Genomic DNA, 20,957 nt, shown 5'->3' on the forward strand with positions numbered 1-20,957 from the left:
AACGAAGGGTGTGACGACCACGTCCGGTACCGGTATGGGCGGCGCTCGGGAAGTGAAAAGCAGTTGGCGGGGCACTACTCCCACCGACGAGAGTACCTCTTGGTTGAAGACGAGGGGATAGACTCCACCTCTGACTTAAAATACAATCTAGTCATTTATAAGTGTTTGTGCTATGAAGCAATGAGACGCTCGAAAAACAGTACAAATCGTTGCCTACCAAGAATGGGCAGGGCACTACTCCCGCCCTCGTATGGCCCGCCTCATGGTTGAAGACCTTCTTTTCCGTTGTGGCGAGCTGGAACGACGATCGGTCGTTCCACCAGAACATACTCGGGCAACGAGTTAAGTATCCTTCCCTGAGAGATTTACGAGTTTTACGGCAAATTTCTACAGGTGTAAAACGGGAAATCGCAAGACTGGAAGATGGCTTTTACGGATTTTACGCATTTTACACCTATTTCTACCCTACCACGAATGTGAGAGCCGAAGAGGTAGAACTGTACTGATTCTCACTACTTCTACACACATACGTACTGTATCTCATTTTGCCGTAAAATGCGTAAAATCCGTAAAGACCATGCTACTGTATGTCGATTTCAGAGAACTCGATGAACGTAAAACGGTATGTCCCAGCGTAAAATTCGCGCTGGTAGAACTACTGTGGTTTGCCGAGGCCAACTAATGTCCCTATAGTTGGTTGGAGTCACCAAACACTTTTAACATACTGGGGAATACGTAATGGTAAGTGAGGCGCGGCGCGCACTCGCCGCCCAACTGCCTCGTGGTTGAAGACAATGTCCGCACAACAAACCTCCCTGGGGGACTTCTCTGTCTCTCAGAACACGACAGACGAATCGCGCAACCCTACTAACAACAGCAGCACCGACGCTTCGACCGAACACCGCCTCGTGACTGACGGCGGTGAGGTCGATCTCGAATTCAACACTGGCGACTTCCGGTACATCCGTATCGCCTCCGACACCAAGCACCCGATTGACAAATGGGGTGGCTACAGTCAAGATTTCGACGAGGCCGAGCACGTGTACACGCACGAAGAAGTACAGGAGTCATCCCATGACCGCTGGGGTATCGCCGGTATGGACTCGACTGAAAACGTCAATGGCGACTTCCATCTGCTGATTTTCGACCTTGACCTGTACAAGACCGACGAATTTGACGCTGACGACGTGCAAGTCACGAACGCGGAAGGCGTCCCGATGGTCAAGTCGCAAAACGGCGGCGCACACCTGTACTTTGCGCTGCACGACCCAGTTTTGGAATCTGATATTAACCTGAATCATGACTGGATTGATCTGCGCGGCTCCGCAGTCAAATCCCACGTCGTCGCCCCTGCCGACATTCCAGGGTGCGAAGACAGCACGTACGAGGTGACGAACGACACCACAGTACCCGTGTTCCTCTCCGTTGGGGAAGTCCTGGATCGTGTCGAGATTGACGGCGAACCGATTGCCGAGCACGACCCGACCAACCCAGTCGATGTTGATTTCGACCGTGGGGAAGCCCCGGATGAAATGCCGGACTGCTACCACGCAGCGCTGTCGTTCCGTTCCTCTGAAGCGAGGGAGGAGCATCCGAACGCGTTCAAAATCGACACGTACGCTGGCCTACTCGGGCTTGCGGCTGGGTACGACGTTGACACGGTTACTGAGGACTTCGGAGAGTACGCGCCGTTCGGTGACTCGACCGAGTATGATGAACATAAGACACGTAAGCACCTGACGCGGCTGGTCGAGAAGATGGAGAATGAGGGCATGTGCCCGCCAGCGCTGTCTACGCTGCGAGAGCACGGCATCCTCGATGTCGACGAAGCGTGTTCGTGCTCAATCGATTACCACGGTAGCACTCCGGGGGATTCGTTTTCCAGCGATGATTCGGGGTTCCACGTCGAGACCGACCTGGAACTCCACTTCGGGAGTTACGGTGAATGGATTGAAACAACAGACCCGGACACTGGTGCGACTGACGTCTGGTTCAAGAAAATCACGAACTTCACGATTGACCCGAAATCGTTCCTGTATCAAGACGGGGAGCGCCATATTGAACTGGAAGTCAACCCGTCAACGGGCGAGAAATCGTACGAAGAAATCGTTCCTGCGACAGTATTTAACGACTCTCGCAAATTCCAAAATCACGTTGTGACCGGGATTAGTACCGACTACACCGGTGGCAACAAATACATCGGTGAGCTTCGGAAACTGATCGCGTCGCAAGATGTTCCTATCCGTACCGGTGTGGACACGATGGGCCGTCACGGTGACGAATTCGTCGTACCGGACGGGTGCCTGACTGCTGATGGCTGGACAGACGACCCAGATAACGTCTATCTTGAACAGGGCAACAGTATCGAACGTGCATGGGAACCCTCCCCTGGAGACGATTACGACGCGCAAGAAATCGTGGATATCCTGGAACTGGTGACGTCAATGCGGGTCTCTGAACGCTTCCTGCCTGTTCTCTCCTGGTTCTATACGGCACCGCTGAAGCCGCTCGTAATGGACTGGGAAGGAGAGTTCAACGGTGTATCGATCACTGGTGAAACTGGGTCTGGGAAGACGCACGCGTTGAAAGACGTGCTGTGGCCGATGGCCGGTCTGCCTGAAAGTCCAAAGAAGTGTGACTCGACGCAGTTCACGCTGCTTAGTGCGCTGGCAACGACGAACGCAATGCCGGTATGGTTCGACGAGTACAAGCCTACAGACATGGAGGACTGGCAGCTGAACAACCTGCATAATTTCTACCGGCTGTCTTCCTCCGGCGGGGCGGACGAGAAAGGTAATTCGGACATGGCCACCGACGACTACGAATTGCAGGCTCCAGTTGTGTTCACGGGTGAGCAAGTGATTCAGGGGCCAGCAGAGCAGCGGCGGACTATCATGACGCGGTTCCTCAAAGAGCCGGTGCAGGATGGGTCTCCGATGAAGCAGGCGTACTGTGAACTTGCTGGAATTGATTACCAGGACACGAATGATGAATGGGTGTACCCTGATGGGTACGACCTCGTACAACACTCCGTTGCGTACAACCAGTTCGTTCTCGGCTGTGACGACGACGAATTGCGGTCGTTGTGGCGGGAATCCCAAGAGTACGTCGGTGAGATATTCAACAAGTACGGTATTGACGGCGTCGCGAATCTGTCTCGTCAGGGTGTTCAGACGGTGCATTTCGGACAGATGCTGTTCCGTCGGTTTGCCGAGCAGATGGCCGAAGAAGCTGGGGTTGATAGTGTTGACGTGCCGTCTGAAGACGACATTGAAGAAGCAGTCGTGTATATCGCGGAGCAGTTCGGTGCCGAGCAGGAACGTAAGTCGCACCTTGACCAGTTCCACGAATTGATGTCACGGGTTGCGATGGTCGGTGAACTCGAGCGTGACACGCACTTCACAGTGATTAACGAAGGGAAGACGAACGAAGCGCTTGCATACCACGTTGGGCAGACGCTCGACGAAATTTCAGAGTATGTGCACCGGCACGGTGCTGGTGGTGCTGACCTGTTCGACAATCCGTCTGATTACAAAGACCGCCTTGCTGAAGCAGCAGATGACGATGACTCGTACGTGATTACTGACTCGCAGAATTCAACGCCATTGAATCGGTGTGCGCGCATCGATCCTGATGCTACTGCGGAGCAACTGGATTTTAATCTGCGTGCGTTCGGTCTCGGTGACGAGGAAGACTCTCCAGCCGAGAATCCTGAGTCGCTCGAGGCGGTCGCGACGGCTGTTCATGACCTTTCGAATGAAGGGAATCCGTACGTGACGGTGACGGTGAGGGTGAATAACTGGGATACCGATTCGGAGCACGGCCCAGAGGCACAGGGCGTGATTTCAGACTCGACCGGCACTATCGATATCGTCGATTGGGTTGGGTGCGACCTTGACGGGAAGGCCCCGCTCGAGGAAGATGAGCGGTACGTACTGGAAGACGTGCGCGTCAGCCCGTACAATGGGTCGCTCCAGCTGGAAATCGTGAAGGGCACGACGAAGGTCGAGAAGATTCAGGAAGGCGTCGGTTACACCGGTCATGCTGATGCTGGTAACAATGTAATCTTGACCGCTGTTGCTGATGGTGGCGACACACCTAATTCTGAAGACACAGACACCACTGATGAGGATTCCACCGAATCGCAGGGTGATGATGACGAGAGTGTTGAGGAACTCGCTGAGCGTGCACACAGACAGATCTCTGCCCGCTTCGATGAGGGCGATGACGTGTCCGTTCCGTCGTTCGCCCCGAAGATCGACGCGCACCCGAAGACGATGCTGTTGGCGATGAACGAACTCGAGAGTGATGGTGTTGTTGAGAATGTCGGTGGGAACGTGTTCCGCTACCTCGGAGGCGATGAGTGATGGCGCCAGCTTCCAAAATCAATCCCGCTGAGTTGAGCGAGATCGCACACAGCGAGGGAATCCTCCCGATGGAGCTGATGGAACAGGCTGTGAACGACGGGATCATCACTGATGCGAGCGACTTTAATCGGCTTGGACAGCAGGCCCCAGAGTGCTTGCATTTGGCTGGGACTCGAGAGAAGTTCGAGATCTACGTGCGACGTCTCGTTGTTAGTTCGCGATAGCTATGTGCGGTTGTTTCTTTTTATAGTGGTGGTGCGTATTTCTAATTATCCTGTTAGGTAGTGTTACCTGCTGGGCCGGATCGCTTTGGCTGGCACCACCCTTGTTTCAAGCGTGTCGGCATTTGAGTCAGATATCTTGACATCTTTGGTTTTTGTATGGCCGGTTTTTGTTATTCTCTTACTCTATTTGCAGAAGCTGTAACAAGTGAAGGTTCTGCGTTCATCCCATTGAAAGTATAGCTGTAACGTAATACATAGCTGTAACAAATCGGGGGTTGTGGCGCTCACCATAACCTGTCTGCTGGATAGTACGAACGATCGATCGTATAGCTGTAACAACACTTAATTGTAACTAATTCCTGTTGTAAGTATGGCTAGCCAGCCTACAAATAATCCCGGGCAGCAGCACAGCGACGGGTCAACCAAACACAAGAAACTCTATGAGCATTGCGCAGAAGTGAAGCGTGGTGTCGAGCGTCGATCACGACGCATTGGGGAGGAAGCCAAGGTAAACTACCTGTGGAAGAAGTACCGCGAGGAATACCCGATCACCGAGGCCGACCTGAAGTTCGTCGCAGGCCTCGGATGGCTCGAGATCGACGGCGAAATCTACTTCAAAGACCACGAAACCGGCGAACGAGTCACGCGTACGCACTACATCAGCGAGGGGCATCGATGGTTGGTGGACTGGTTCGATCCGAACCTCGAACTCCTCGAACGTCTCGACCTGGTTGGCCCTCCATACATCGACTCTGAACCGCGAGAACGCATCATCAACCGCCGATTCTACAATTTGACACCGAGCGGGCGCGACCTCGTCGACCGAACATTCAGCGGCGAAAACGTCGGGGATACCGGAGAGAACGTCGTGCACAGACTCGGAATGCATCTCACCAATTGGTGGAGCGAAGAGAAGTGGGACTGGAACGACCAGATGCTTCCCGAGATGTACCCGACGATCGAGGGTGCCGAGCTGGACTTCTGCATGTGGCAGAAGGGCGGACTACAATTCGTGAACGGCGAGGATGTCGACAAGCACACGCGCCATGTCTTTGAAGTGGAAACCGGAACGAGTGACGTCGACGGGATTGTCACGGACGCAACGAAGCTTGCCTACCTGCGTGGGGATTCCTGGTGGGTGTTTCCGACGCGTGATGTGTTGGTTGGGGTGTTGGAGGAACTGACGATGCGCGGATACACTGGATTGAGTCGTCCGATTCCGGAGACGCTTGCGATGCGGAATCATCGAGACACGTATAATCAGCGTCTTGAGGATGTAGAGCCGGAGATTTCGGAGTTGAATCATCCGCCGGTCGAGCACGTGATGACGTTCAAAATGATGGTCGACGACCTGAAGGAGTGGCGTCCTGAGTTATTTTACGGGTCTCAAGATCAGAAGTAGTCTCTCTTTTGTTGGTTGCATTTAATAGTATTGCACAACACTTTATACAATATATGTCATAAGTGTAATTGCCGATGGACGATACAATAACAAATCTCGACAAGACGGACGTACTAATCCCCTCCCTCACAGGCGCGGAACTCAACGGAAAACTGGTTACAGCCGGTCACTCCCCACTCTACGGGCACGATCAAATTGAGGCTGTACACGCTCTTGACACAGCTGAATCTGTCGAAGATCTCAAAACCCAGCTGAGTCACACCAACGTGGATACCCGAACAACCGAGTACATCATTGAGGCTGCCCAACTATGACTGAAAGCAACAGTAACCAACAGAAGCTCGACGCAATCGAAACGATCCACAACCAAGTACGGGAAGCCGATTCACTCGCAGACACACCGTTCAGCGAACTCTTCCATGAAGCGCGCACCTCGGACAAACGGTATACCGGGGCTACCGCCGATTATACCCTGGAAATTGAAGACGGAGAACCAACGCTGACACAACAAGTCTGCGTGAAGACCCGTCAAGGAGAGCACTGGATGCCGGACAACGATCCCGACCTTTCGATCGGTATGCACGCAAAGCCATTCTTGGGAACTGAGGAGGCAAAGCAGAGGATTACCGATCAACTCCAGAAAGAAATTGACACCCTGAAACGCTTGGTTATCGACTTCCGCTGAACGACCCGGTGCGCGTTTACGACGCCGTCGGTTCACGACCGATTCTGGGCTTCGCCACCGCTGAAAAACAACTTGGTGGCACTGCGACCCCGCTGGAGAATACAACTATGGAACAAACAAATACACAAACGGATGTCGAGACGAAATTCATCGAAGCGTACCAGGAGACAATTGTAGATGCTATCAAAGGAGCCCTAAAGGAATCTGAAGGCCATAGCCATATCCTCCGAATTCTGACGCACGAAGAAACAGCAGTACGGAATATCCGATGGGAATGCCTATCGTTCAATACCTACCGTGAATTGCAACACGGTGTCGACTATCTCAAGGTTGAAGATTTGGCGGATTTCGACTGTGACGACGACGTGTATACGGACACGTGGGAATCTCGAATCGACTTCCATACCGAAATCGAGGCTAATGGCGAGAAGTTCCGACTGGAACTTCAATACTGACTGGCAGCGCGTTCACGGCGCCATCGAGGTCATGCTCGACTGTAGGACTCGCCACCGATGAAGAAAGCAATTGGTGGCACTGCGACCCCGCTGGAAAATCCAACAATGGAACAACAAAAACCCTCCAATCGACCGACTGTAGAACTGAATCACGAACACATCACAACACTGCGATCCGTTAACGAAGTCGTCGCTATCGACCGCGAACTCGCCACAATCCACGATCAATACCTCGCTGGCGAGTACCAGACTACGGAGTTCGGGCACGCATTCGTAGACGATCTCGATCTGAATCCTTCCCAGATCGCGCACTTGGATCGACAACTTCGCAAGAATATGGCCGACCTGCCGATCGATGTCGTTGAACACCTGGCCGGTGAGTTCGACCACTACGATCAAATCAAGTTCTGTCAGCCGGTTAGTTCGAGCGCCTCTGACGATTACGATGACGATAGCGGTGGTGACATCATGGTTGCCGACGGTGGTGTCGAAATAACGCCATCGTCTGTGGAACCGCCGTCGAGGGTGGCCGACATTATCCAACTTTGTGAAGGCGATAGAGTCGTGTTTCAAGTTGACTCCCAGACGTTCACCGGAACGATTGATTTGACGCGCTGGGAGACGACCGACGGAGTACCAGATGACCCTGGATTTGAGGTCACGTCTGCGTACGTTGAACTCGACTCCGACGCTACTCAATTTGACGGTCAGACCACTATCCTGCACGCCGCACGCCCACTGAACGGCGAATGGCGCGACGATGAACCCGTCGTGATAGACACCGATGACATGACCGAAGACGTTGGCCCGATTGAGGAACTGCATTCCATTAGTCAGGCTGAAACACCATCATGGTCGGTGTCTCCAGACTCTGTTGCGGATCTCTACCATTACGAGCCTGAGATTCTCAACGATTTCGCTAGCCAGGCAGCCCAGCGCGTTGCCGAGCAGTGGAGCGAGCATCGTCGAGAAGCCGTAATTGAACTGATTAGTGCTGGGTTCCATCCGAAGAATATCGACGTTACGTCGGAGCGCGTCGAAGGGATCTGGAAGCTTACTATCAGGCACGACGGAGCTCTGGATGACCACACTACGGATGGGCACGACCCTGAGGCTGCGAAGCGAGATTTCTGTGAGGACGTTATCGCGGAGATTTGTGAGCTGGTGCGCCGCCAAGTCAAGGATGCACGTGCTGGCTCATTACGGGTGGGCGTCGATGACGAATAAATATCATGGTGAGCGGAAGGCAATCCAGCATGGTGGCAGTACCCGCCTCACGATCCCACCCAAGGCAGTTGAGCAACTCGGGATTGGGGCAGGGGACTTCATCGCTGTGTACGGTTCTAATGGCGTTCTGATGCTCGTTCCCAGCAACGACGATCACGGAGGTGGCTCAGATGAGGAACACCTACCCTGAATCTGATAGCCGCCTCGAGACTGACTCCACTAAGGAAGAAGTGTGCATGTCGTGTGGTCTCGTCGTTAACAACACGTGTATGGATTATGGCCCCGAGTGGCATGCCTACGACGCTTCTGAGCAATCTGATCGTGACCGTGCTTGCTCCCCCGAAACGGAATTTCTGCACGACAAAGGCCTGTCAACGGTGATTAGTTGGCAGAATAAGGATGCGTCCGGGAACAGCCTTTCTGCGACCAAGAAGAAGCAGATGAAGCGTCTACGAAAGTGGGACGAACGCTATCGAACAAAGGATAGTCAGGCGCGGAATCTCCAGCAGGCGCTCGCAGAAATTCAGCGTATGAGTTCGACGCTGGACGTGTCGACGGAGAGTGAAACGACTGCAATTCGTCAGCTGAAAACGATGGAAGACGCTGATGGGCACGCTGGGTTGCGTCCGATTGGTCTGGCTGCTGCCGCTATCTACGCCGCGAACGTCATTCAGGGGAAACCGACGCACATCACACAAGCCGATGTTACTGATGCGGCTGACGCGTCGGTAGTCACCATCCGGAAACGATCTCAGCAAATTCTGACGTTGAACGACTACGATTCGGACTTGGATGACCCGGCCAAGCACCCAGACCAGCATACCGTATTGGAGGGTGACGCATGACTGGTACGTGCCAGCTGCGTCGTCGGCTCGAGGGTGTTGATAGCGAAAAGCCGCAGCTGGTGAAGACGGCACGTCTGCTCGAGCGTATTGATCGTGTCGCGCTCTCCGACGACGAGTATCGGGAGTTCCAAGGTGTGGATGGTCGACGCGTCACTGCCGTTCTGGAATCGAGCGACTACCGCGCTGTCTGGAACGAAATCATGGATGTGATGTCCGTGATTGCCCCAGTCAAAGAAACGAATTCAAGCAGTGATGATGCCGTGATGATCGAGGCGGTCGCTGCCGGGAGTCGTCGAGAACTTCAAGTGAAGTACTGTGCAGACGGGTCGTTGCGGGTGAAGGCGCTGTGGTCGGCTAGCGCGACAGTGTCGCATGCGATGGTGCTGGTGGACGAAACCTATTCGTTGTGAGAGTTTCAAACGCAGATGCTGCTTACCATTATAGGGTAGAACTGTTGCCCTACTTTGCTTCGAGGTTCACGGCGAACGCAATCATGCCACAGTTACCATCTTCACCCATGCAAGTGTGACAAATGCCATATTCATCCTGAGGTGCAGTCAGCGTTACATCATGGCTGTCCAACAGTTGGTCAACCGCGCTTTTCACGGTTTGATATTCCTCATCTGGTAGTTTTGAAACGTGGCTTGGATCACCTGCTGTGCCATCATATCGTGCACAATGCGTGGTATCGGCTGGAATGATCTCTGGGAAATCATCGTGGTGCTCGAGATAGATATTGACACAGAGTGCACCTGGACGAGAATCTTCGTCTACCAGTGTGATTGTCATCTGCGAGTCTTCATAGAGTGTATATTCTTTTTCAGAAAGCGTCTCTGGGATATTGATACTCATAGACAGTTTTTCTGGTTACCAGACTATATATGTTCTTCTCCGATGTATCCCAGAAACCATGGGAGTGAACGAGGTATTCCGGTGAATGAATCAGTTGTCTGTTGGTTTTACTTCCACTTTGTGGCAATTCTGTTTATACGCTGGTCAGGCATAGATGGACACAGACAAGCTGATGAATTCGGATTCACGCCAAAAACAGATCGGCTATACAATCCTCGAGACTGTCGATAGGCACGGCACGATCTCCAATACGGTACTGTTCAGTCGTGTCGAGCGTGAATTCCCGGATGTTGATGGGCGAGAGTACGCTGACGCTCTAACACAGCTGCGAGAGTTGAATTTGCTGCATTCGTTCGATGGCGGGTACGATCGAATCCATGAAGTCAGCCGACAGGGGTCTTGTATGCTTGCTCGAGATAGTTGAGCCAGGGCAACTGAAGACAACTATTATATGGGTTGCACTTGACGTTGTGCATAAGCAACCCTGGAGCAGTAAAGACAGACGTCATACCCCGGGTGTTGCCCTGCATACATGCCTGACAACTCCCTATCTGCCGCCCCAGAAAACTCCGATATTCAGGAGTGGCAATGCCCGTACTGCGAGCAGACCCGTCAATCACTCCGCGAGCTTCGGGAACACATCACAGAGTCTGCGGAAGGTGACCATCGAGGGGTTGACGGTCTCAAGCCAACCCGAGACATCGTTGCCTATGGTTCCGGTGGTGATGTGGTTGAGCGTATCGAAGGTGTGTCGACGGAACCTGCCGACCCGATCGAGGAGTACGACAAGCGCGAGGTAATCATCAATGCATGGCTGGCTGGCGAGCGCGATCCAGACCGGAGAGCTGTCGAGGCCATCAGTGGTGCCACCCAGCAGTACATTAGCAAGTTGTTGAACGATATTGAGTCTGGAGAAATCCCCAGGGAGACGTGGGTAGAGGCCATCGACTATGGCCTCAAGGACGAACTTGAGGAGCGGCTCGACGAATACGAACCTGAAGAAGACACGGAGGGCACCATGAGTGCACAAACTACCGCCACACCCGAAGAGATCATTGAGGACTCGACGAAGAAAGACCGAATTCTGGCTGCGTATCGCGCTAATCCAAATGCCGATAAGAACGCGGTAGCGGACGCGCTTGGCGTGAGCTACGAATATGTGAGGCAGATCTACAAGGACATTGATGACCGGGATTTCACCGAGATGCAGAAACTCCAGGAGGGTGAAGTTAACAAGGAACTCGATGAAGAGTTGGAGGCTGCTGTTGAACAGCGCTTACGAGATGCAGGCGCGTTAGCCGGTACGAGCGAGGAACAGATAGAGGACGTACCCCGCGAGTCAATGTCTTCGGCGCAGGTCGAAGGGATGGTTCCTGCGTCCGAGATCGCGGACGTGCGCGACAAGATCGAACTGCTTCTCGAACAGGCTGAATACACCGGCGATGAGGACGCGGAATTCGTGGCCAGGAAAGGTGCCCAGTGGCTGAACGACCTTCTCGAGCAAGCCGAGTGACGCGTTAGTTGTTGTCGATTGTATTAATCCAGCTCTTGCCGATCTCATCGACTTTCTGTTGAACGTCGTCTTTAGGAACGGTCATGTCAACCGGTCGTCGGTCTGGTTCCCCTTTGTCGTCTGCCTTGTCGTATTCGTCAACGGTGATTTCGACAGTGTCGGTTTGCGGGCCGTCCCAATAAACGGTCATTTCAGCACGAGAACCACCGTGTATGCACTCATACCCTGCTACCCATCCGTCGTTGGTTGGGCCATGTGGTTCATCGAATAACATTGTCCAGTTGTCTGTCGGGATTGGTGTTTCGAACATCTGATTTTCTGTGTAGAGATGTCTATGAACCTGCTGTATAGTCCTACGGGTTGTGTCCGTTTGTGCGTTCGCTCAGTCGGGCAACTCTAGTCCATAGTTTTAATATAGGTGGTTGTTTTGGTGGTAGTAGAGCAACCAACTAGGTTGCGAGAACTGCCCGGAAGCGACCGTAACGCCCGCTGTAACGGTTGCACCGGGATACGCGACACAGCGAGTAACAACCATATATGAACGAGACGATCTCCCGCTCTCCCCGCGCCCGCGATGGAGGTATCGACCAATGAGTACCGACACACCGACTACTACGTCTACGTCCACGCATGCACACGAAGAGAACTCCGATGAGGCCGACACGGAACCCGATCGTGAACCTGCCACGGTCGCGCGCTCTCCGGACGGCGAACCGCGCGGTGTCGCGGTCTATCTGACTGCTGCCGACCTCCGTAAACTCGGGATTCTCCCAGACGGCGTGGAAGCGGTCGTACCGCAAATCAAGAACGGTGCTGTGCTGATCAAGCCGGTTCGGTAGTCAACTGTTATTACACCGGAGTTTGATGGCGTTGTATAGAGACAACACATGGGAAAGAAGCACGTTGCCGCGCACATCCCGGAAACGGAGTACGAGGATTGGCGCGACGAAGCCGATGCGATGGGAGCATCGATCAGCAAGTACGTTGCAATGATGGTGCGTGCGGGAAGGAAAAAGTTCGATAGAACGGCTGTTGAACCGGACAAAGACCGCGCAGAACTGCGCCAGCAATGCAACGACCTCCGAGACGCATTACGCGACAGCCGAGAACGTAACAATAAACTCGAGCGTCAACTGTCTGTGACAGAGCGTTCCGGCATCATCGAGCACGTCGAAGACAACCCTGGAGCTGAGCGAGACGAAATCATCCAGAAGATGGTGAACTCGACGAACGGTCGTGTGACGCGTCTGCTGACGCAAATGGAAGGTGCTGAGTTACGAATTGACGCTGAAGGCCGGTACTACGCTGGCGACAACACCGGAGGCAATTCGGAGTGATCAACCCGCATTACGACATCGATTCTGGTTATCACGACGGAGACCTCGTCGAACAGGATGCCCGTGCATGGCTGGGCGTGTGGAAATCAATCGACGACGTCCCTCACCGTCGCCGCCTGCAACAGTGCGCGCACGATCTGGATGCTGACAAAGCCTGGAGTGAGTTCTGTGAGGAGTACGGTGAGGACTGGACGGAGTCGACCAGGAAGTACCAGTACGGCAAGGCGTGGCGAGAATGGACTACGTATTGTGAGCAACACGGTGTTCAACGTCTCTGCCCCGACCCTTCGGATATCGAGGATCATCTTGTTGAACAGCGCTCGGAAGCGGCTAGCGATTCGACGCTACACCAGACCCGGTTCCGTCCGTTGTGCCGACTGTTCGAATACCTGCGGTACAGTACTGCGTATCCACACCAGTACAATCCGACAATCATGGCCGTTCTGTTTGGTGGAGCGGCACACGCTGCCTGGCGTGATCGAATCAGCACCAGGCTCCCCGAGAGTTATTAATGACCGACAAAGACCCTGCGCAGATACGACAAGAGAAGTTTGGCATCGAAAACGACCCGCTGGCTGAAGAGGAGTCGATGTTCTTGGAAATCGAGGAAGACGGGATGATCGACCCGTTGGAAGAGTATGTTCAGAAAATTCAGGAGAAGGCAACTAACAACGTCGATGAAACGGTTGGACATTACAGGCGGACGTTCCGCCAATGGAGAGAGCACATGGAGGGAGAAGGTCGTCACCCCGCTTGCCCGCACAAGTTCCATGTCCTCCGCTTCATCGACTATTGGCTTGAACAGGGGAACAAACCGAGTACCGTGCGCAAGAAAGTGGAGCGGCTTGAGAACGCTTACAAATGGTGGCAAGTTGCGAATTTCCCGCACGAATCCGAGTACAATCCGATTGCAGCTGCAACGGAAGAGCGGTATTTGAAAGATGATGCTAAACCGGAATATCAAAAGAAGAAACCCCCACGAGTGTCACTCGATAAGGTTCGAGAAATTGTGCAAGGTATCGAAGATGTTGCTGACCGGGCAATCGTCGGGCTTCAGCTGAAACTCGGATGCCGTTCGAGCGAATTAGCGAATATCAAGCTGTCTGAAATCCATATTGATCACCCGGACGTGCTCGAGTACTACCCGATGATGGGGTCTCACGAAATGCTTGAGGGACGCCCGAATGCAGTAGTCATCCCGCACAATCGGGAGTTGAATAAGCGGGCACGTCCGACGGTGTTGCCGCTGGATGTGGAGTCTCGGAAGTTGTTGATTGATTGGCTATTGGTGCGTCCGGATACTGGTGATGAGTGGGTGTTCATGACGCATAAGGGCGAGCAGTTGAATCGGACGGATATCCGGTATATTTGGACGAAGTACTGGTGGCCTGAATACGAGTTTGATGAGGATGATCAGTTCCGGTCGGTGACACCGCACTTCGCTCGACATCGGTTCGGTACGTACTGGAAGACAGATTTGAATGGCGTGAATCGTGAGCTTGTCAAGTATATGCGCGGGGACAAGACAGACAAGAGCGTTGGCAAGGATCATGACGCCCTCGATCACTATGTGCACACGTACTACGAGGATATTGAAGAGTTGTACGAAAAGATGTACCAGCTGTACGTCTAAGGCGCTGTATTACCGGTCTGGTTTTTGCTGACTTAAACCCTACTTAAAGGAAGATTTTATTTCACTTGTTGTAGTCTCGGATTTGGTCGCTGTCTTGCGATTTCTCCCTGTTACGTCGTTGAGACACCTTGTTCAGTTCGATCAGCAGCCGGAAGATAGCCTTCACCAGATTCGCATCGACGTCGAACTGCTCGGCGTTGTCGCCGGCCCGCTCCATGACCTGTTGTTCCTGTTTCTCGTCGGTCGTCGGCAGCCCCTGTTCGTCCTTGACCGCAGCGATCGTGTCCGCGACGTAAGTTCGTTGAGCGATCAGTTCGACGATTTCCTGATCGATCGTCCGGATCTCCTCGCGCAGTTCGTCGAGGTCCATCTCTTCGGGCGTGCGATCCTCCTCGTCGATTCCGCCATCCGTCACCGTGTCAGTGTGCTCTCGAGTCATATCGTTCGTGTTCCGTCCGTTCGCGTCCGCAGTAATCGTGTCGTTCCGTCGTGCTCGTCCCACCTGTCCCGGAGCGCCTCGAGCGTCGCCCGCTCGCCGATGGCGACGTAACTCGGTCCGGTTCCGGACAGCGAGACGCCGGTTACCTCGGGCAAGGCGTCGATTATCGGCTCGGTCGAGAACTCGAGTGCGCCACAGAACGCGAAGCCGTTGACGGTCATCGCCTCACCGTAGCGGCCGTCGAGCGCGAGTTCTTCGACGAGTCGGGCCATCGGGGCAACGTGCTCGCAGGCCGAGACGTCGGCGTCGGCGCTGTAGGACTGTTCGGGCGGCGTGTAGACCAGTGCGTGCCAGTCGACCTCCTCGCGAGCAAGCAGCGCGTCGGCCGTGTTGTCAGTCACCGTCACGCCGCCGAGCATGCTCGCGCTGGCGTCATCGAACGCGCCCGTGACCGTCACGCCGGCGTCGCGGGCGGCCCGAACGCCGAGGCGGCAGGCCTCGATCCGTTCGACCGAATCCGCGACCTCGAGGGCGTCCAACGTCGCGAGCACCGTCGCGTTGGCCGCGGCGCTGGAACTCTTTAGCCCGGAGGCCATCGGCACCTCGCTCTCGGTGTGGACTCGAGCACCGACCGTCGAGTCGTCCAGCCCGGCCCGCTCGGCGTACTCGACGATCGTCATCGCGGCACAGCGCTCGACGAGCGTCGTGTCGGCCTCGGGCTGGCCGGCGACCTCGCCGACGACATCGTCGTCTTCGGTGAGTTCGACGGTTGCGGTCGTCTCGAGGTCGATCGCGAACGCCGACCCGGTGCCGGTCGCGAGCGCGTTGAGTACCGTTCCGGCTGCGGGGGCGACAGCGCGGCCATCCATACTCGGACACTCTCAGCAGGCGTACTTACGGCTAACGATCCTCGAGACCGATCGATGGCGGAACCGTTCCTGGGGGAAGCGATGAGACCGGAGAACGCACCGTTTTTCCCCGATCCGACCGAAGTGGAGACCATGAGCGCACGGAACAACGTCGCCCCCGCCACGATCAGCGTCGATCTCGTCGACGGTGGCGTCGTCGTCGAATACCACGACGGTCGAGAGGTGTTCTACCACGGGCCGCCGGAACCCGTCGACGGACCGCTGACGACGCCGCCGGGGAAGGAAGTTCACGTCCTCGTCACCGACCCCGACGGCGTCGAGGGCGTCATGACCTACGTCAATGACCGCAACACTCACGACGACATCCTCGAGACGACCGGCGTCGGCCGCGTGATGCTCGAGCGCGACGACGAGGAGGAACTGTTCCCCGGTGTGACAGTCGCGACGGAGGCGTACTCGGTTCGCGTCGAAGCCGACCTCTCGGTCGTCGACGGCCGCGTCTTCGTCTTCGCCGAGGACGAGATGAGCGAACACGCCTACGAACTCGTCGAGGAAACCGACTGATGCCGCTGCAGAAACCCTGGCGCGACCTCGAGCGAAAGACGGTCGCCGCCGCGCCGGATCGACCTGGCGTCTACGAACTCGGCGACGCCTCGGGAACGGTGCTGGCGGTCGACCACGGCGTCCTCCGGGACGAACTCAAGAGCGTACTGGCGTACGGCGACGCCGACCGCGTCCGCTGGACCGAAGCCCATACGCTCGAGCAGGCCAGCGAACTCGCCGACGAGCACCGCGATCGCCTCGAGTGACCGAGCGGGGTCGCGGCCGGATTACTGAATGTAGGACGGATCGCTGCCGTCACACCGCGACTCGTGTTCCGTCGCGTCCGACTTCTCGTCGAAGAGGAGCCCGCAGGTCTCGCACTCGTACCAGGTAGTGTCGTCGCGTTCGGTCTGGACTACCATGGGAGATGATGGAACACGAACGACAAAAGGCGTTTCTCCGGTGACTGCAGCGAGACCGAGCGACGACAGTTAGGGAGTATCGTCACCAACAGAGGGTTTCGTGATTCTCGACTCGATCGTGTCTCTCGGTCCCGTATTCCGACGCGATGAACGTCTACGATACTCCCTCAGTGCCCTTGCGAACCGCCGTCGTCAGGCGTCGAGTTCGGTCAGTTCCTCGACGTCCGGAATCTGCTCGCTCGCGGTGGTGATCTGGCGCATTCGCTGTTCGTGTTTCGTGTACGCGTAGTCGGCGAGGTCGGAGGGACTCGGACCGGGGCCCCCCTCGGAGCTAGCCCCGTCGTCGCTCGTCAGGCTCTCCTGGACGAGCGGTACCAGTTCGTCGACCGTCTCGCGGAGGAGGTCGGGATCGACGTCGCCCTCGCTCACGAGTTCCTTGAGTTTCGCCATCCCGAAGCCGACGTGGCGTCCCTCGTCGCTGCGAATCAGTTTGAGTCCCTCAACCAGTCCCGGCAGATCGGGGAGTTCGGGTTCGTTCTCACCGTACGCGAGGGTGAGTCCGTAGTAGCCGGTCTGGGCCAGAATCCCCTCGATCGTCAGGTGATAGTGACAGTGGGCCTTCGCGCGATTCTCCGGGGTGTCTTCCTCGAGGAGGAGCGCCATCGCCCGCTCGTTGCGCTCGAACAGTTCGTCGTAGGGCTCGTTGAACCACTTCTCGTCGGTCGGCGACGAGAGCTCCTGCCCGCGGCGTTCCTCTTCGGTGTGGATCACGTCGCGCCAGTAGCGATCGAAGAAGTCGGTGTGTTTGGACTCCTCGTAGAGCTGCGTCGTGATGAACATCTGGTCGCCGATGTCCTCCAGGACGACCGCCAGCGGCGAGAGGTCCTCCGTCACCGACTCCTCGCCCGCACCGAACAGCGCGAGCGACTGCTTGAGCCCCTCGAACGCGGGGTCAGGAAGCTCGGCGGCCCCCTCGCGGTCCGCCTCAAGGTCGATCTCGTGGGGGTCCCAGTGCTTCTCGACCGCGTTTCGGTAGTAGTTGTGCGACCGGGTTCCGGTCTCGAGTTGCATCGCCGGCTCGTTAGTGGCCATTCTCACCCGAACAGATGCGTCGCTGTCCGATCAACCTATATCTCACGTATTAGGGTGTTTAAGTAGGGGCGGGTCGAAGAAGGAGATATGGGCCTCATCGCCGAGTTTCAGGTGAACTCCCCAGACCTGCCGCTGACGAACGCGGTGGCGGCCGTCCCGGAGATTACGGTCTACATCGACCGAATTCTTGTCGACGATCCCGATCGACCGGTCGTCCTCTGCCGAGCGGTCGACGACGCCGACGACGAGTTCGGGGCCGCGCTCGAGGACGATCTCACCGTCGAGACGCATACGACAGTAGACGGGACGGGCGGCGGATCGACGTACCGGATCAGGCTCCGAGATCCGCCGCTCCCCATCTACCGCAAATACGTCGAACTCGGAACCACGCCGTTGGGCGGGATCGTGACCGTCGACGGCTGGTGGGCCCGAGCGCGGTTTCCGGACAGGGAAGCGCTCGCGGAGTACCGAACGTTCTGTACGGATCGGGGCGGAACGTTCAAACTCGAGCGGCTCACTCGGGAATCGTCGAGCGACGATCCGCCGTTCGGACTCACCACCGAACAGTACGAGGCGCTCGTCGCAGCCCGCGATGCGGGCTATTTCGACGTCCCGCGAGAGGCATCGACGGAGGAGATCGGCGATCGACTGGGGATTTCGGCACCGTCGGCCTCCGAGCGGCTTCGTCGCGGGATCGATCAGCTACTGGAAAACGCGCTGTAGCGAACGACGCCAAAGTCTCGATTCCGCCGGCCGGCGATGGGACAATTCTCAAGGCGACCGGCCCGAAAGGAACGGGTATGAGTTCGTCGGAATCGGACGGCGTCACGTTGTCGGTTCGCGCTGCCGAAAAGGGAGACGCCGGCCGGGGCGTCGCGCGAATTCCCGAACCGGTGCGGCGACAGCTCGGCATTCTCAGCGGCGACGCCGTCGTGATCGAGGGCGAGGAATCGACGGTCGCCAAGATGTGGCCCGCCGACCCGTCGGTCCCCGACAACGCCATTCAGGTCGACGGCGATACCCGAGCGAACGCCGGCGTTCACGTCGGTGACACGGTTACCGTCCGGGCGAAAGACAAGTCGACCATCGCCGACGCCGATCGGGTGACGCTCGTCGCACCGTCGGGACTCGCCGAGAGTCAGCGACGGGCCGCCGAAAACAGCGCGACGGAGAAACTCCGCAATCGACCGGTCCGTGCGGGGGAGCAGGTCCGGATCGAAGGGATCGATCAGCAGCCGTTCCGGGTCACCGACACGGATCCCGACGGTGACGTTCGAATCACGAGCGGGACGACGGTTCGGCTCGCCGACCTCGAATCGAGACCGGACGCCACTCCGAGTTCGAGCACGACGGGATCCACCGGCCGCGGCCGACAGTCGGACGGATCCGCCGGAGCATCGGCCGGTTCCGACTCCCAACTCGAGGCCGAAACGGCCGAACTCGATCCGGGATCCGGCGTCACCTACGAGGACATCGGCGGCCTCGACGAGGAACTCGAGCTGGTCCGCGAGATGATCGAGCTCCCGCTGTCGGAGCCGGAGCTGTTCAGACGCCTCGGCGTCGAACCGCCGTCCGGCGTCCTGCTGTACGGCCCGCCGGGCACCGGGAAAACGCTGATCGCACGCGCCGTCGCCAACGAGGTCGACGCCGAATTCGAGACGATCTCCGGGCCGGAGATCATGTCGAAGTACAAGGGTGAGTCGGAAGAACAGCTCCGAGAGACGTTCGAGAAGGCGCGCGAGGAGGCCCCGACGATCATCTTCTTCGACGAGATCGATTCGATCGCCGGCACGCGCGACGACGACGGAGACGCCGAAAATCGGATCGTCGGCCAGCTACTGACGCTGATGGACGGCCTCGACGGCCGCGGCGAGGTGATCGTCATCGGCGCGACCAACCGGGTCGACGCGATCGACCCCGCGCTCCGGCGCGGCGGCCGCTTCGATCGCGAGATTCAGATCGGCGTCCCCGACGAGACCGGGCGCCGGGAGATCCTCGAGGTCCACACCCGTGGGATGCCGCTGGCCGACGACGTGGATATCGACGCGATCGCGCGCCGGACCCACGGCTTCGTCGGCGCGGATCTCGACGCCGTCGCGAGCGAAGCGGCGATGGCAGCCATCCGCGATCGCCCAACTGAGACCGACGACCGCCGCGAGTGGAACCGAGATCCGACCGTCCGAAAGCGCCACTTCGACGCCGCGCTCGCGTCCGTCGAACCATCGGCGATGCGCGAGTACGTCGCCGAGTCGCCGACGACCGACTTCTCGGACGTCGGCGGCCTCGACGAGGCGAAGCAAACGCTCCGGGAGTCGGTCGAGTGGCCGCTGACCTACGACCGACTGTTCGAGGAGACGAACACCGATCCCCCCTCTGGGGTCCTGCTCTACGGCCCGCCCGGAACCGGGAAAACGCTGCTCGCGCGCGCACTGGCGGGCGAGACCGACGTCAACTTCGTCCGCGTCGACGGCCCCGAAATCATCGATCGATACGTCGGCGAGTCGGAGAAGGCGATCCGCGAGGTGTTCGAACGCGCCCGCCAGTCCGCCCCGTCAATCGTCTTCTTCGACGAACTCGACGCCATCGCGGCCGCTCGAGGCGACGGCCACGAGGTCACCGAGCGCGTCGTCTCGCAGCTCCTGACCGAACTCGACGGAATGCGGGAAAACCCCAATCTCGTCGTCCTGGCCGCGACTAACCGCAAAGATCAGATCGACCCGGCGCTGCTCCGGCCCGGTCGCCTCGACACCCACGTCTTCGTCGGCGAGCCCGATCTGGACGCCCGCGAGAAGATTCTCGCGGTTCACACGCAGGGCAAACCGCTCGCCGACGACGTCGATGTCAACGAACTCGCGGCCGAACTCGAGGGATACACCGGCGCGGATCTCGAGGCGCTGGTCAGAGACGCCTCGATGCGGGCGATTCGAGAGGTCGCCGCAGAGTCAGACCCCGAAACGGCCAACGAGCGGGCCGACGAGGTCCGAATCGAGCGACGACACTTCGAGGCCGCGGGGGAGTCGACCGACCGAACGTGAACCGAATCGAACTCCAT

Annotated in this window: 23 protein-coding genes; 17 read left to right on the forward strand and 6 right to left on the reverse strand. The window is 57.1% G+C overall.

What is annotated here, in order from left to right; translation table 11 throughout:
* The first annotated feature begins 794 nt into the window (after nucleotides 1-794).
* The 8 genes from LDH74_RS10675 (at nucleotide 795) to LDH74_RS10710 (ending at nucleotide 9,615) form a co-directional block, all read left to right on the forward strand.
* Entirely contained in the window at nucleotides 795-4,367 is a 3,573-nt protein-coding gene (locus LDH74_RS10675) for a hypothetical protein (RefSeq protein WP_226042483.1), read from the forward strand.
* Nucleotides 4,368-4,961: 594 nt separating this feature from the next.
* Nucleotides 4,962-5,993 (forward strand): hypothetical protein, encoded by a 1,032-nt coding sequence (locus tag LDH74_RS10680; protein ID WP_226042484.1) that lies wholly within the window; start codon nucleotides 4,962-4,964, stop codon nucleotides 5,991-5,993.
* A gap of 74 nt (nucleotides 5,994-6,067) precedes the next feature.
* Entirely contained in the window at nucleotides 6,068-6,307 is a 240-nt protein-coding gene (locus LDH74_RS10685; RefSeq protein ID WP_226042485.1) for a hypothetical protein, read from the forward strand.
* Nucleotides 6,304-6,678, forward strand: a complete 375-nt coding sequence (locus LDH74_RS10690; RefSeq protein ID WP_226042486.1) for a hypothetical protein — start codon at nucleotides 6,304-6,306, stop codon at nucleotides 6,676-6,678. Before LDH74_RS10685 ends, LDH74_RS10690 begins: the two co-directional genes overlap by 4 nt.
* 8 nt (nucleotides 6,679-6,686) lie before the next feature.
* Nucleotides 6,687-7,133, forward strand: a complete 447-nt coding sequence (locus LDH74_RS10695) for a hypothetical protein (protein ID WP_226042487.1) — start codon at nucleotides 6,687-6,689, stop codon at nucleotides 7,131-7,133.
* 57 nt (nucleotides 7,134-7,190) lie between these two features.
* On the forward strand, nucleotides 7,191-8,360 hold the full coding sequence (locus tag LDH74_RS10700) for a hypothetical protein (RefSeq protein WP_226042488.1): 1,170 nt from the start codon (nucleotides 7,191-7,193) through the stop codon (nucleotides 8,358-8,360).
* 170 nt (nucleotides 8,361-8,530) lie between these two features.
* Nucleotides 8,531-9,205, forward strand: coding sequence for a hypothetical protein (locus LDH74_RS10705; protein WP_226042489.1), 675 nt, complete (start codon nucleotides 8,531-8,533; stop codon nucleotides 9,203-9,205).
* Complete coding sequence (locus LDH74_RS10710) at nucleotides 9,202-9,615, forward strand: hypothetical protein (RefSeq protein ID WP_226042490.1); 414 nt, start codon at nucleotides 9,202-9,204, stop codon at nucleotides 9,613-9,615. The genes LDH74_RS10705 and LDH74_RS10710 overlap by 4 nt, the downstream gene beginning before the upstream one ends.
* 49 nt (nucleotides 9,616-9,664) lie before the next feature.
* Here the strand turns inward: LDH74_RS10710 and LDH74_RS10715 are convergent, their stop codons facing one another.
* Complete coding sequence (locus tag LDH74_RS10715) at nucleotides 9,665-10,057, reverse strand: hypothetical protein (protein ID WP_226042491.1); 393 nt, start codon at nucleotides 10,055-10,057, stop codon at nucleotides 9,665-9,667.
* Between the two features lie 532 nt (nucleotides 10,058-10,589).
* On the opposite strand from LDH74_RS10715, the gene LDH74_RS10720 reads away from it, so the two are divergent.
* Nucleotides 10,590-11,570, forward strand: coding sequence for a hypothetical protein (locus tag LDH74_RS10720; RefSeq protein WP_226042492.1), 981 nt, complete (start codon nucleotides 10,590-10,592; stop codon nucleotides 11,568-11,570).
* 4 nt (nucleotides 11,571-11,574) lie between these two features.
* Here LDH74_RS10720 and LDH74_RS10725 read toward each other — a convergent pair whose 3' ends face one another.
* The gene (locus LDH74_RS10725) at nucleotides 11,575-11,880 is read right to left on the reverse strand and encodes a hypothetical protein (protein WP_226042493.1); all 306 of its coding nucleotides are present in this window, start codon (nucleotides 11,878-11,880) and stop codon (nucleotides 11,575-11,577) included.
* Between the two features lie 280 nt (nucleotides 11,881-12,160).
* On the opposite strand from LDH74_RS10725, the gene LDH74_RS10730 reads away from it, so the two are divergent.
* Genes LDH74_RS10730 through LDH74_RS10745 form a run of 4 tightly spaced genes read left to right on the forward strand, consistent with a single transcriptional unit; the run spans nucleotide 12,161 to nucleotide 14,540 of the window.
* The gene (locus tag LDH74_RS10730; protein ID WP_226042494.1) at nucleotides 12,161-12,409 is read left to right on the forward strand and encodes a hypothetical protein; all 249 of its coding nucleotides are present in this window, start codon (nucleotides 12,161-12,163) and stop codon (nucleotides 12,407-12,409) included.
* 48 nt (nucleotides 12,410-12,457) lie between these two features.
* Nucleotides 12,458-12,907 (forward strand): hypothetical protein, encoded by a 450-nt coding sequence (locus LDH74_RS10735; protein ID WP_226038727.1) that lies wholly within the window; start codon nucleotides 12,458-12,460, stop codon nucleotides 12,905-12,907.
* Nucleotides 12,904-13,419: a hypothetical protein gene (locus LDH74_RS10740; RefSeq protein WP_226038728.1), complete on the forward strand. Its 516-nt coding sequence runs from the start codon at nucleotides 12,904-12,906 to the stop codon at nucleotides 13,417-13,419. Before LDH74_RS10735 ends, LDH74_RS10740 begins: the two co-directional genes overlap by 4 nt.
* Nucleotides 13,419-14,540, forward strand: coding sequence for a tyrosine-type recombinase/integrase (locus LDH74_RS10745; protein ID WP_226038729.1), 1,122 nt, complete (start codon nucleotides 13,419-13,421; stop codon nucleotides 14,538-14,540). The genes LDH74_RS10740 and LDH74_RS10745 overlap by 1 nt, the downstream gene beginning before the upstream one ends.
* Nucleotides 14,541-14,601: 61 nt before the next feature.
* Here LDH74_RS10745 and LDH74_RS10750 read toward each other — a convergent pair whose 3' ends face one another.
* Complete coding sequence (locus LDH74_RS10750) at nucleotides 14,602-14,979, reverse strand: chorismate mutase (protein WP_226038730.1); 378 nt, start codon at nucleotides 14,977-14,979, stop codon at nucleotides 14,602-14,604.
* Nucleotides 14,976-15,848 (reverse strand): shikimate kinase, encoded by an 873-nt coding sequence (locus LDH74_RS10755; RefSeq protein ID WP_226038731.1) that lies wholly within the window; start codon nucleotides 15,846-15,848, stop codon nucleotides 14,976-14,978. Before LDH74_RS10755 ends, LDH74_RS10750 begins: the two co-directional genes overlap by 4 nt.
* Before the next feature lie 132 nt (nucleotides 15,849-15,980).
* Between LDH74_RS10755 and LDH74_RS10760 the strand changes: the two genes are divergently transcribed.
* Both LDH74_RS10760 and LDH74_RS10765 read left to right on the forward strand, forming a co-directional pair.
* A complete protein-coding gene (locus tag LDH74_RS10760; RefSeq protein ID WP_226038732.1) occupies nucleotides 15,981-16,412 on the forward strand; it encodes a DUF5796 family protein in 432 nt (143 codons plus the stop codon).
* Complete coding sequence (locus tag LDH74_RS10765) at nucleotides 16,412-16,657, forward strand: hypothetical protein (RefSeq protein ID WP_226038733.1); 246 nt, start codon at nucleotides 16,412-16,414, stop codon at nucleotides 16,655-16,657. Before LDH74_RS10760 ends, LDH74_RS10765 begins: the two co-directional genes overlap by 1 nt.
* 21 nt (nucleotides 16,658-16,678) lie before the next feature.
* On the opposite strand, the gene LDH74_RS26465 is transcribed toward LDH74_RS10765, so the two are convergent.
* Together LDH74_RS26465 and LDH74_RS10770 are read right to left on the reverse strand one after the other, a co-directional pair.
* Entirely contained in the window at nucleotides 16,679-16,813 is a 135-nt protein-coding gene (locus LDH74_RS26465) for a hypothetical protein (RefSeq protein ID WP_255680739.1), read from the reverse strand.
* A 192-nt stretch (nucleotides 16,814-17,005) separates the two neighbouring features.
* Entirely contained in the window at nucleotides 17,006-17,905 is a 900-nt protein-coding gene (locus LDH74_RS10770) for a ribonucleotide-diphosphate reductase subunit beta (RefSeq protein ID WP_226038734.1), read from the reverse strand.
* 87 nt (nucleotides 17,906-17,992) lie between these two features.
* Between LDH74_RS10770 and LDH74_RS10775 the strand changes: the two genes are divergently transcribed.
* A complete protein-coding gene (locus LDH74_RS10775) occupies nucleotides 17,993-18,628 on the forward strand; it encodes a helix-turn-helix domain-containing protein (protein WP_226038735.1) in 636 nt (211 codons plus the stop codon).
* 77 nt (nucleotides 18,629-18,705) lie between these two features.
* Nucleotides 18,706-20,940, forward strand: a complete 2,235-nt coding sequence (locus LDH74_RS10780) for an AAA family ATPase (protein ID WP_226038736.1) — start codon at nucleotides 18,706-18,708, stop codon at nucleotides 20,938-20,940.
* Nucleotides 20,941-20,957: the final 17 nt, after the last annotated feature.

Origin of the sequence: Natrinema sp. DC36, from assembly GCF_020405225.1 — an archaeon.
GTDB lineage: Archaea > Halobacteriota > Halobacteria > Halobacteriales > Natrialbaceae > Natrinema.

Coding starts and splice junctions, on each gene's coding strand:
- LDH74_RS10675 (WP_226042483.1), top strand. CDS start 795: ATGTCCGCACAACAAACCTCCCTGGGGGACTTCTCTGTCTCTCAGAAC.
- LDH74_RS10680 (WP_226042484.1), top strand. CDS start 4,962: ATGGCTAGCCAGCCTACAAATAATCCCGGGCAGCAGCACAGCGACGGG.
- LDH74_RS10685 (WP_226042485.1), top strand. CDS start 6,068: ATGGACGATACAATAACAAATCTCGACAAGACGGACGTACTAATCCCC.
- LDH74_RS10690 (WP_226042486.1), top strand. CDS start 6,304: ATGACTGAAAGCAACAGTAACCAACAGAAGCTCGACGCAATCGAAACG.
- LDH74_RS10700 (WP_226042488.1), top strand. CDS start 7,191: ATGAAGAAAGCAATTGGTGGCACTGCGACCCCGCTGGAAAATCCAACA.
- LDH74_RS10705 (WP_226042489.1), top strand. CDS start 8,531: ATGAGGAACACCTACCCTGAATCTGATAGCCGCCTCGAGACTGACTCC.
- LDH74_RS10710 (WP_226042490.1), top strand. CDS start 9,202: ATGACTGGTACGTGCCAGCTGCGTCGTCGGCTCGAGGGTGTTGATAGC.
- LDH74_RS10715 (WP_226042491.1), bottom strand. CDS start 10,057: ATGAGTATCAATATCCCAGAGACGCTTTCTGAAAAAGAATATACACTC.
- LDH74_RS10720 (WP_226042492.1), top strand. CDS start 10,590: ATGCCTGACAACTCCCTATCTGCCGCCCCAGAAAACTCCGATATTCAG.
- LDH74_RS10725 (WP_226042493.1), bottom strand. CDS start 11,880: ATGTTCGAAACACCAATCCCGACAGACAACTGGACAATGTTATTCGAT.
- LDH74_RS10730 (WP_226042494.1), top strand. CDS start 12,161: ATGAGTACCGACACACCGACTACTACGTCTACGTCCACGCATGCACAC.
- LDH74_RS10735 (WP_226038727.1), top strand. CDS start 12,458: ATGGGAAAGAAGCACGTTGCCGCGCACATCCCGGAAACGGAGTACGAG.
- LDH74_RS10745 (WP_226038729.1), top strand. CDS start 13,419: ATGACCGACAAAGACCCTGCGCAGATACGACAAGAGAAGTTTGGCATC.
- LDH74_RS10750 (WP_226038730.1), bottom strand. CDS start 14,979: ATGACTCGAGAGCACACTGACACGGTGACGGATGGCGGAATCGACGAG.
- LDH74_RS10755 (WP_226038731.1), bottom strand. CDS start 15,848: ATGGATGGCCGCGCTGTCGCCCCCGCAGCCGGAACGGTACTCAACGCG.
- LDH74_RS10760 (WP_226038732.1), top strand. CDS start 15,981: ATGAGCGCACGGAACAACGTCGCCCCCGCCACGATCAGCGTCGATCTC.
- LDH74_RS10765 (WP_226038733.1), top strand. CDS start 16,412: ATGCCGCTGCAGAAACCCTGGCGCGACCTCGAGCGAAAGACGGTCGCC.
- LDH74_RS26465 (WP_255680739.1), bottom strand. CDS start 16,813: ATGGTAGTCCAGACCGAACGCGACGACACTACCTGGTACGAGTGCGAG.
- LDH74_RS10770 (WP_226038734.1), bottom strand. CDS start 17,905: ATGGCCACTAACGAGCCGGCGATGCAACTCGAGACCGGAACCCGGTCG.
- LDH74_RS10775 (WP_226038735.1), top strand. CDS start 17,993: ATGGGCCTCATCGCCGAGTTTCAGGTGAACTCCCCAGACCTGCCGCTG.
- LDH74_RS10780 (WP_226038736.1), top strand. CDS start 18,706: ATGAGTTCGTCGGAATCGGACGGCGTCACGTTGTCGGTTCGCGCTGCC.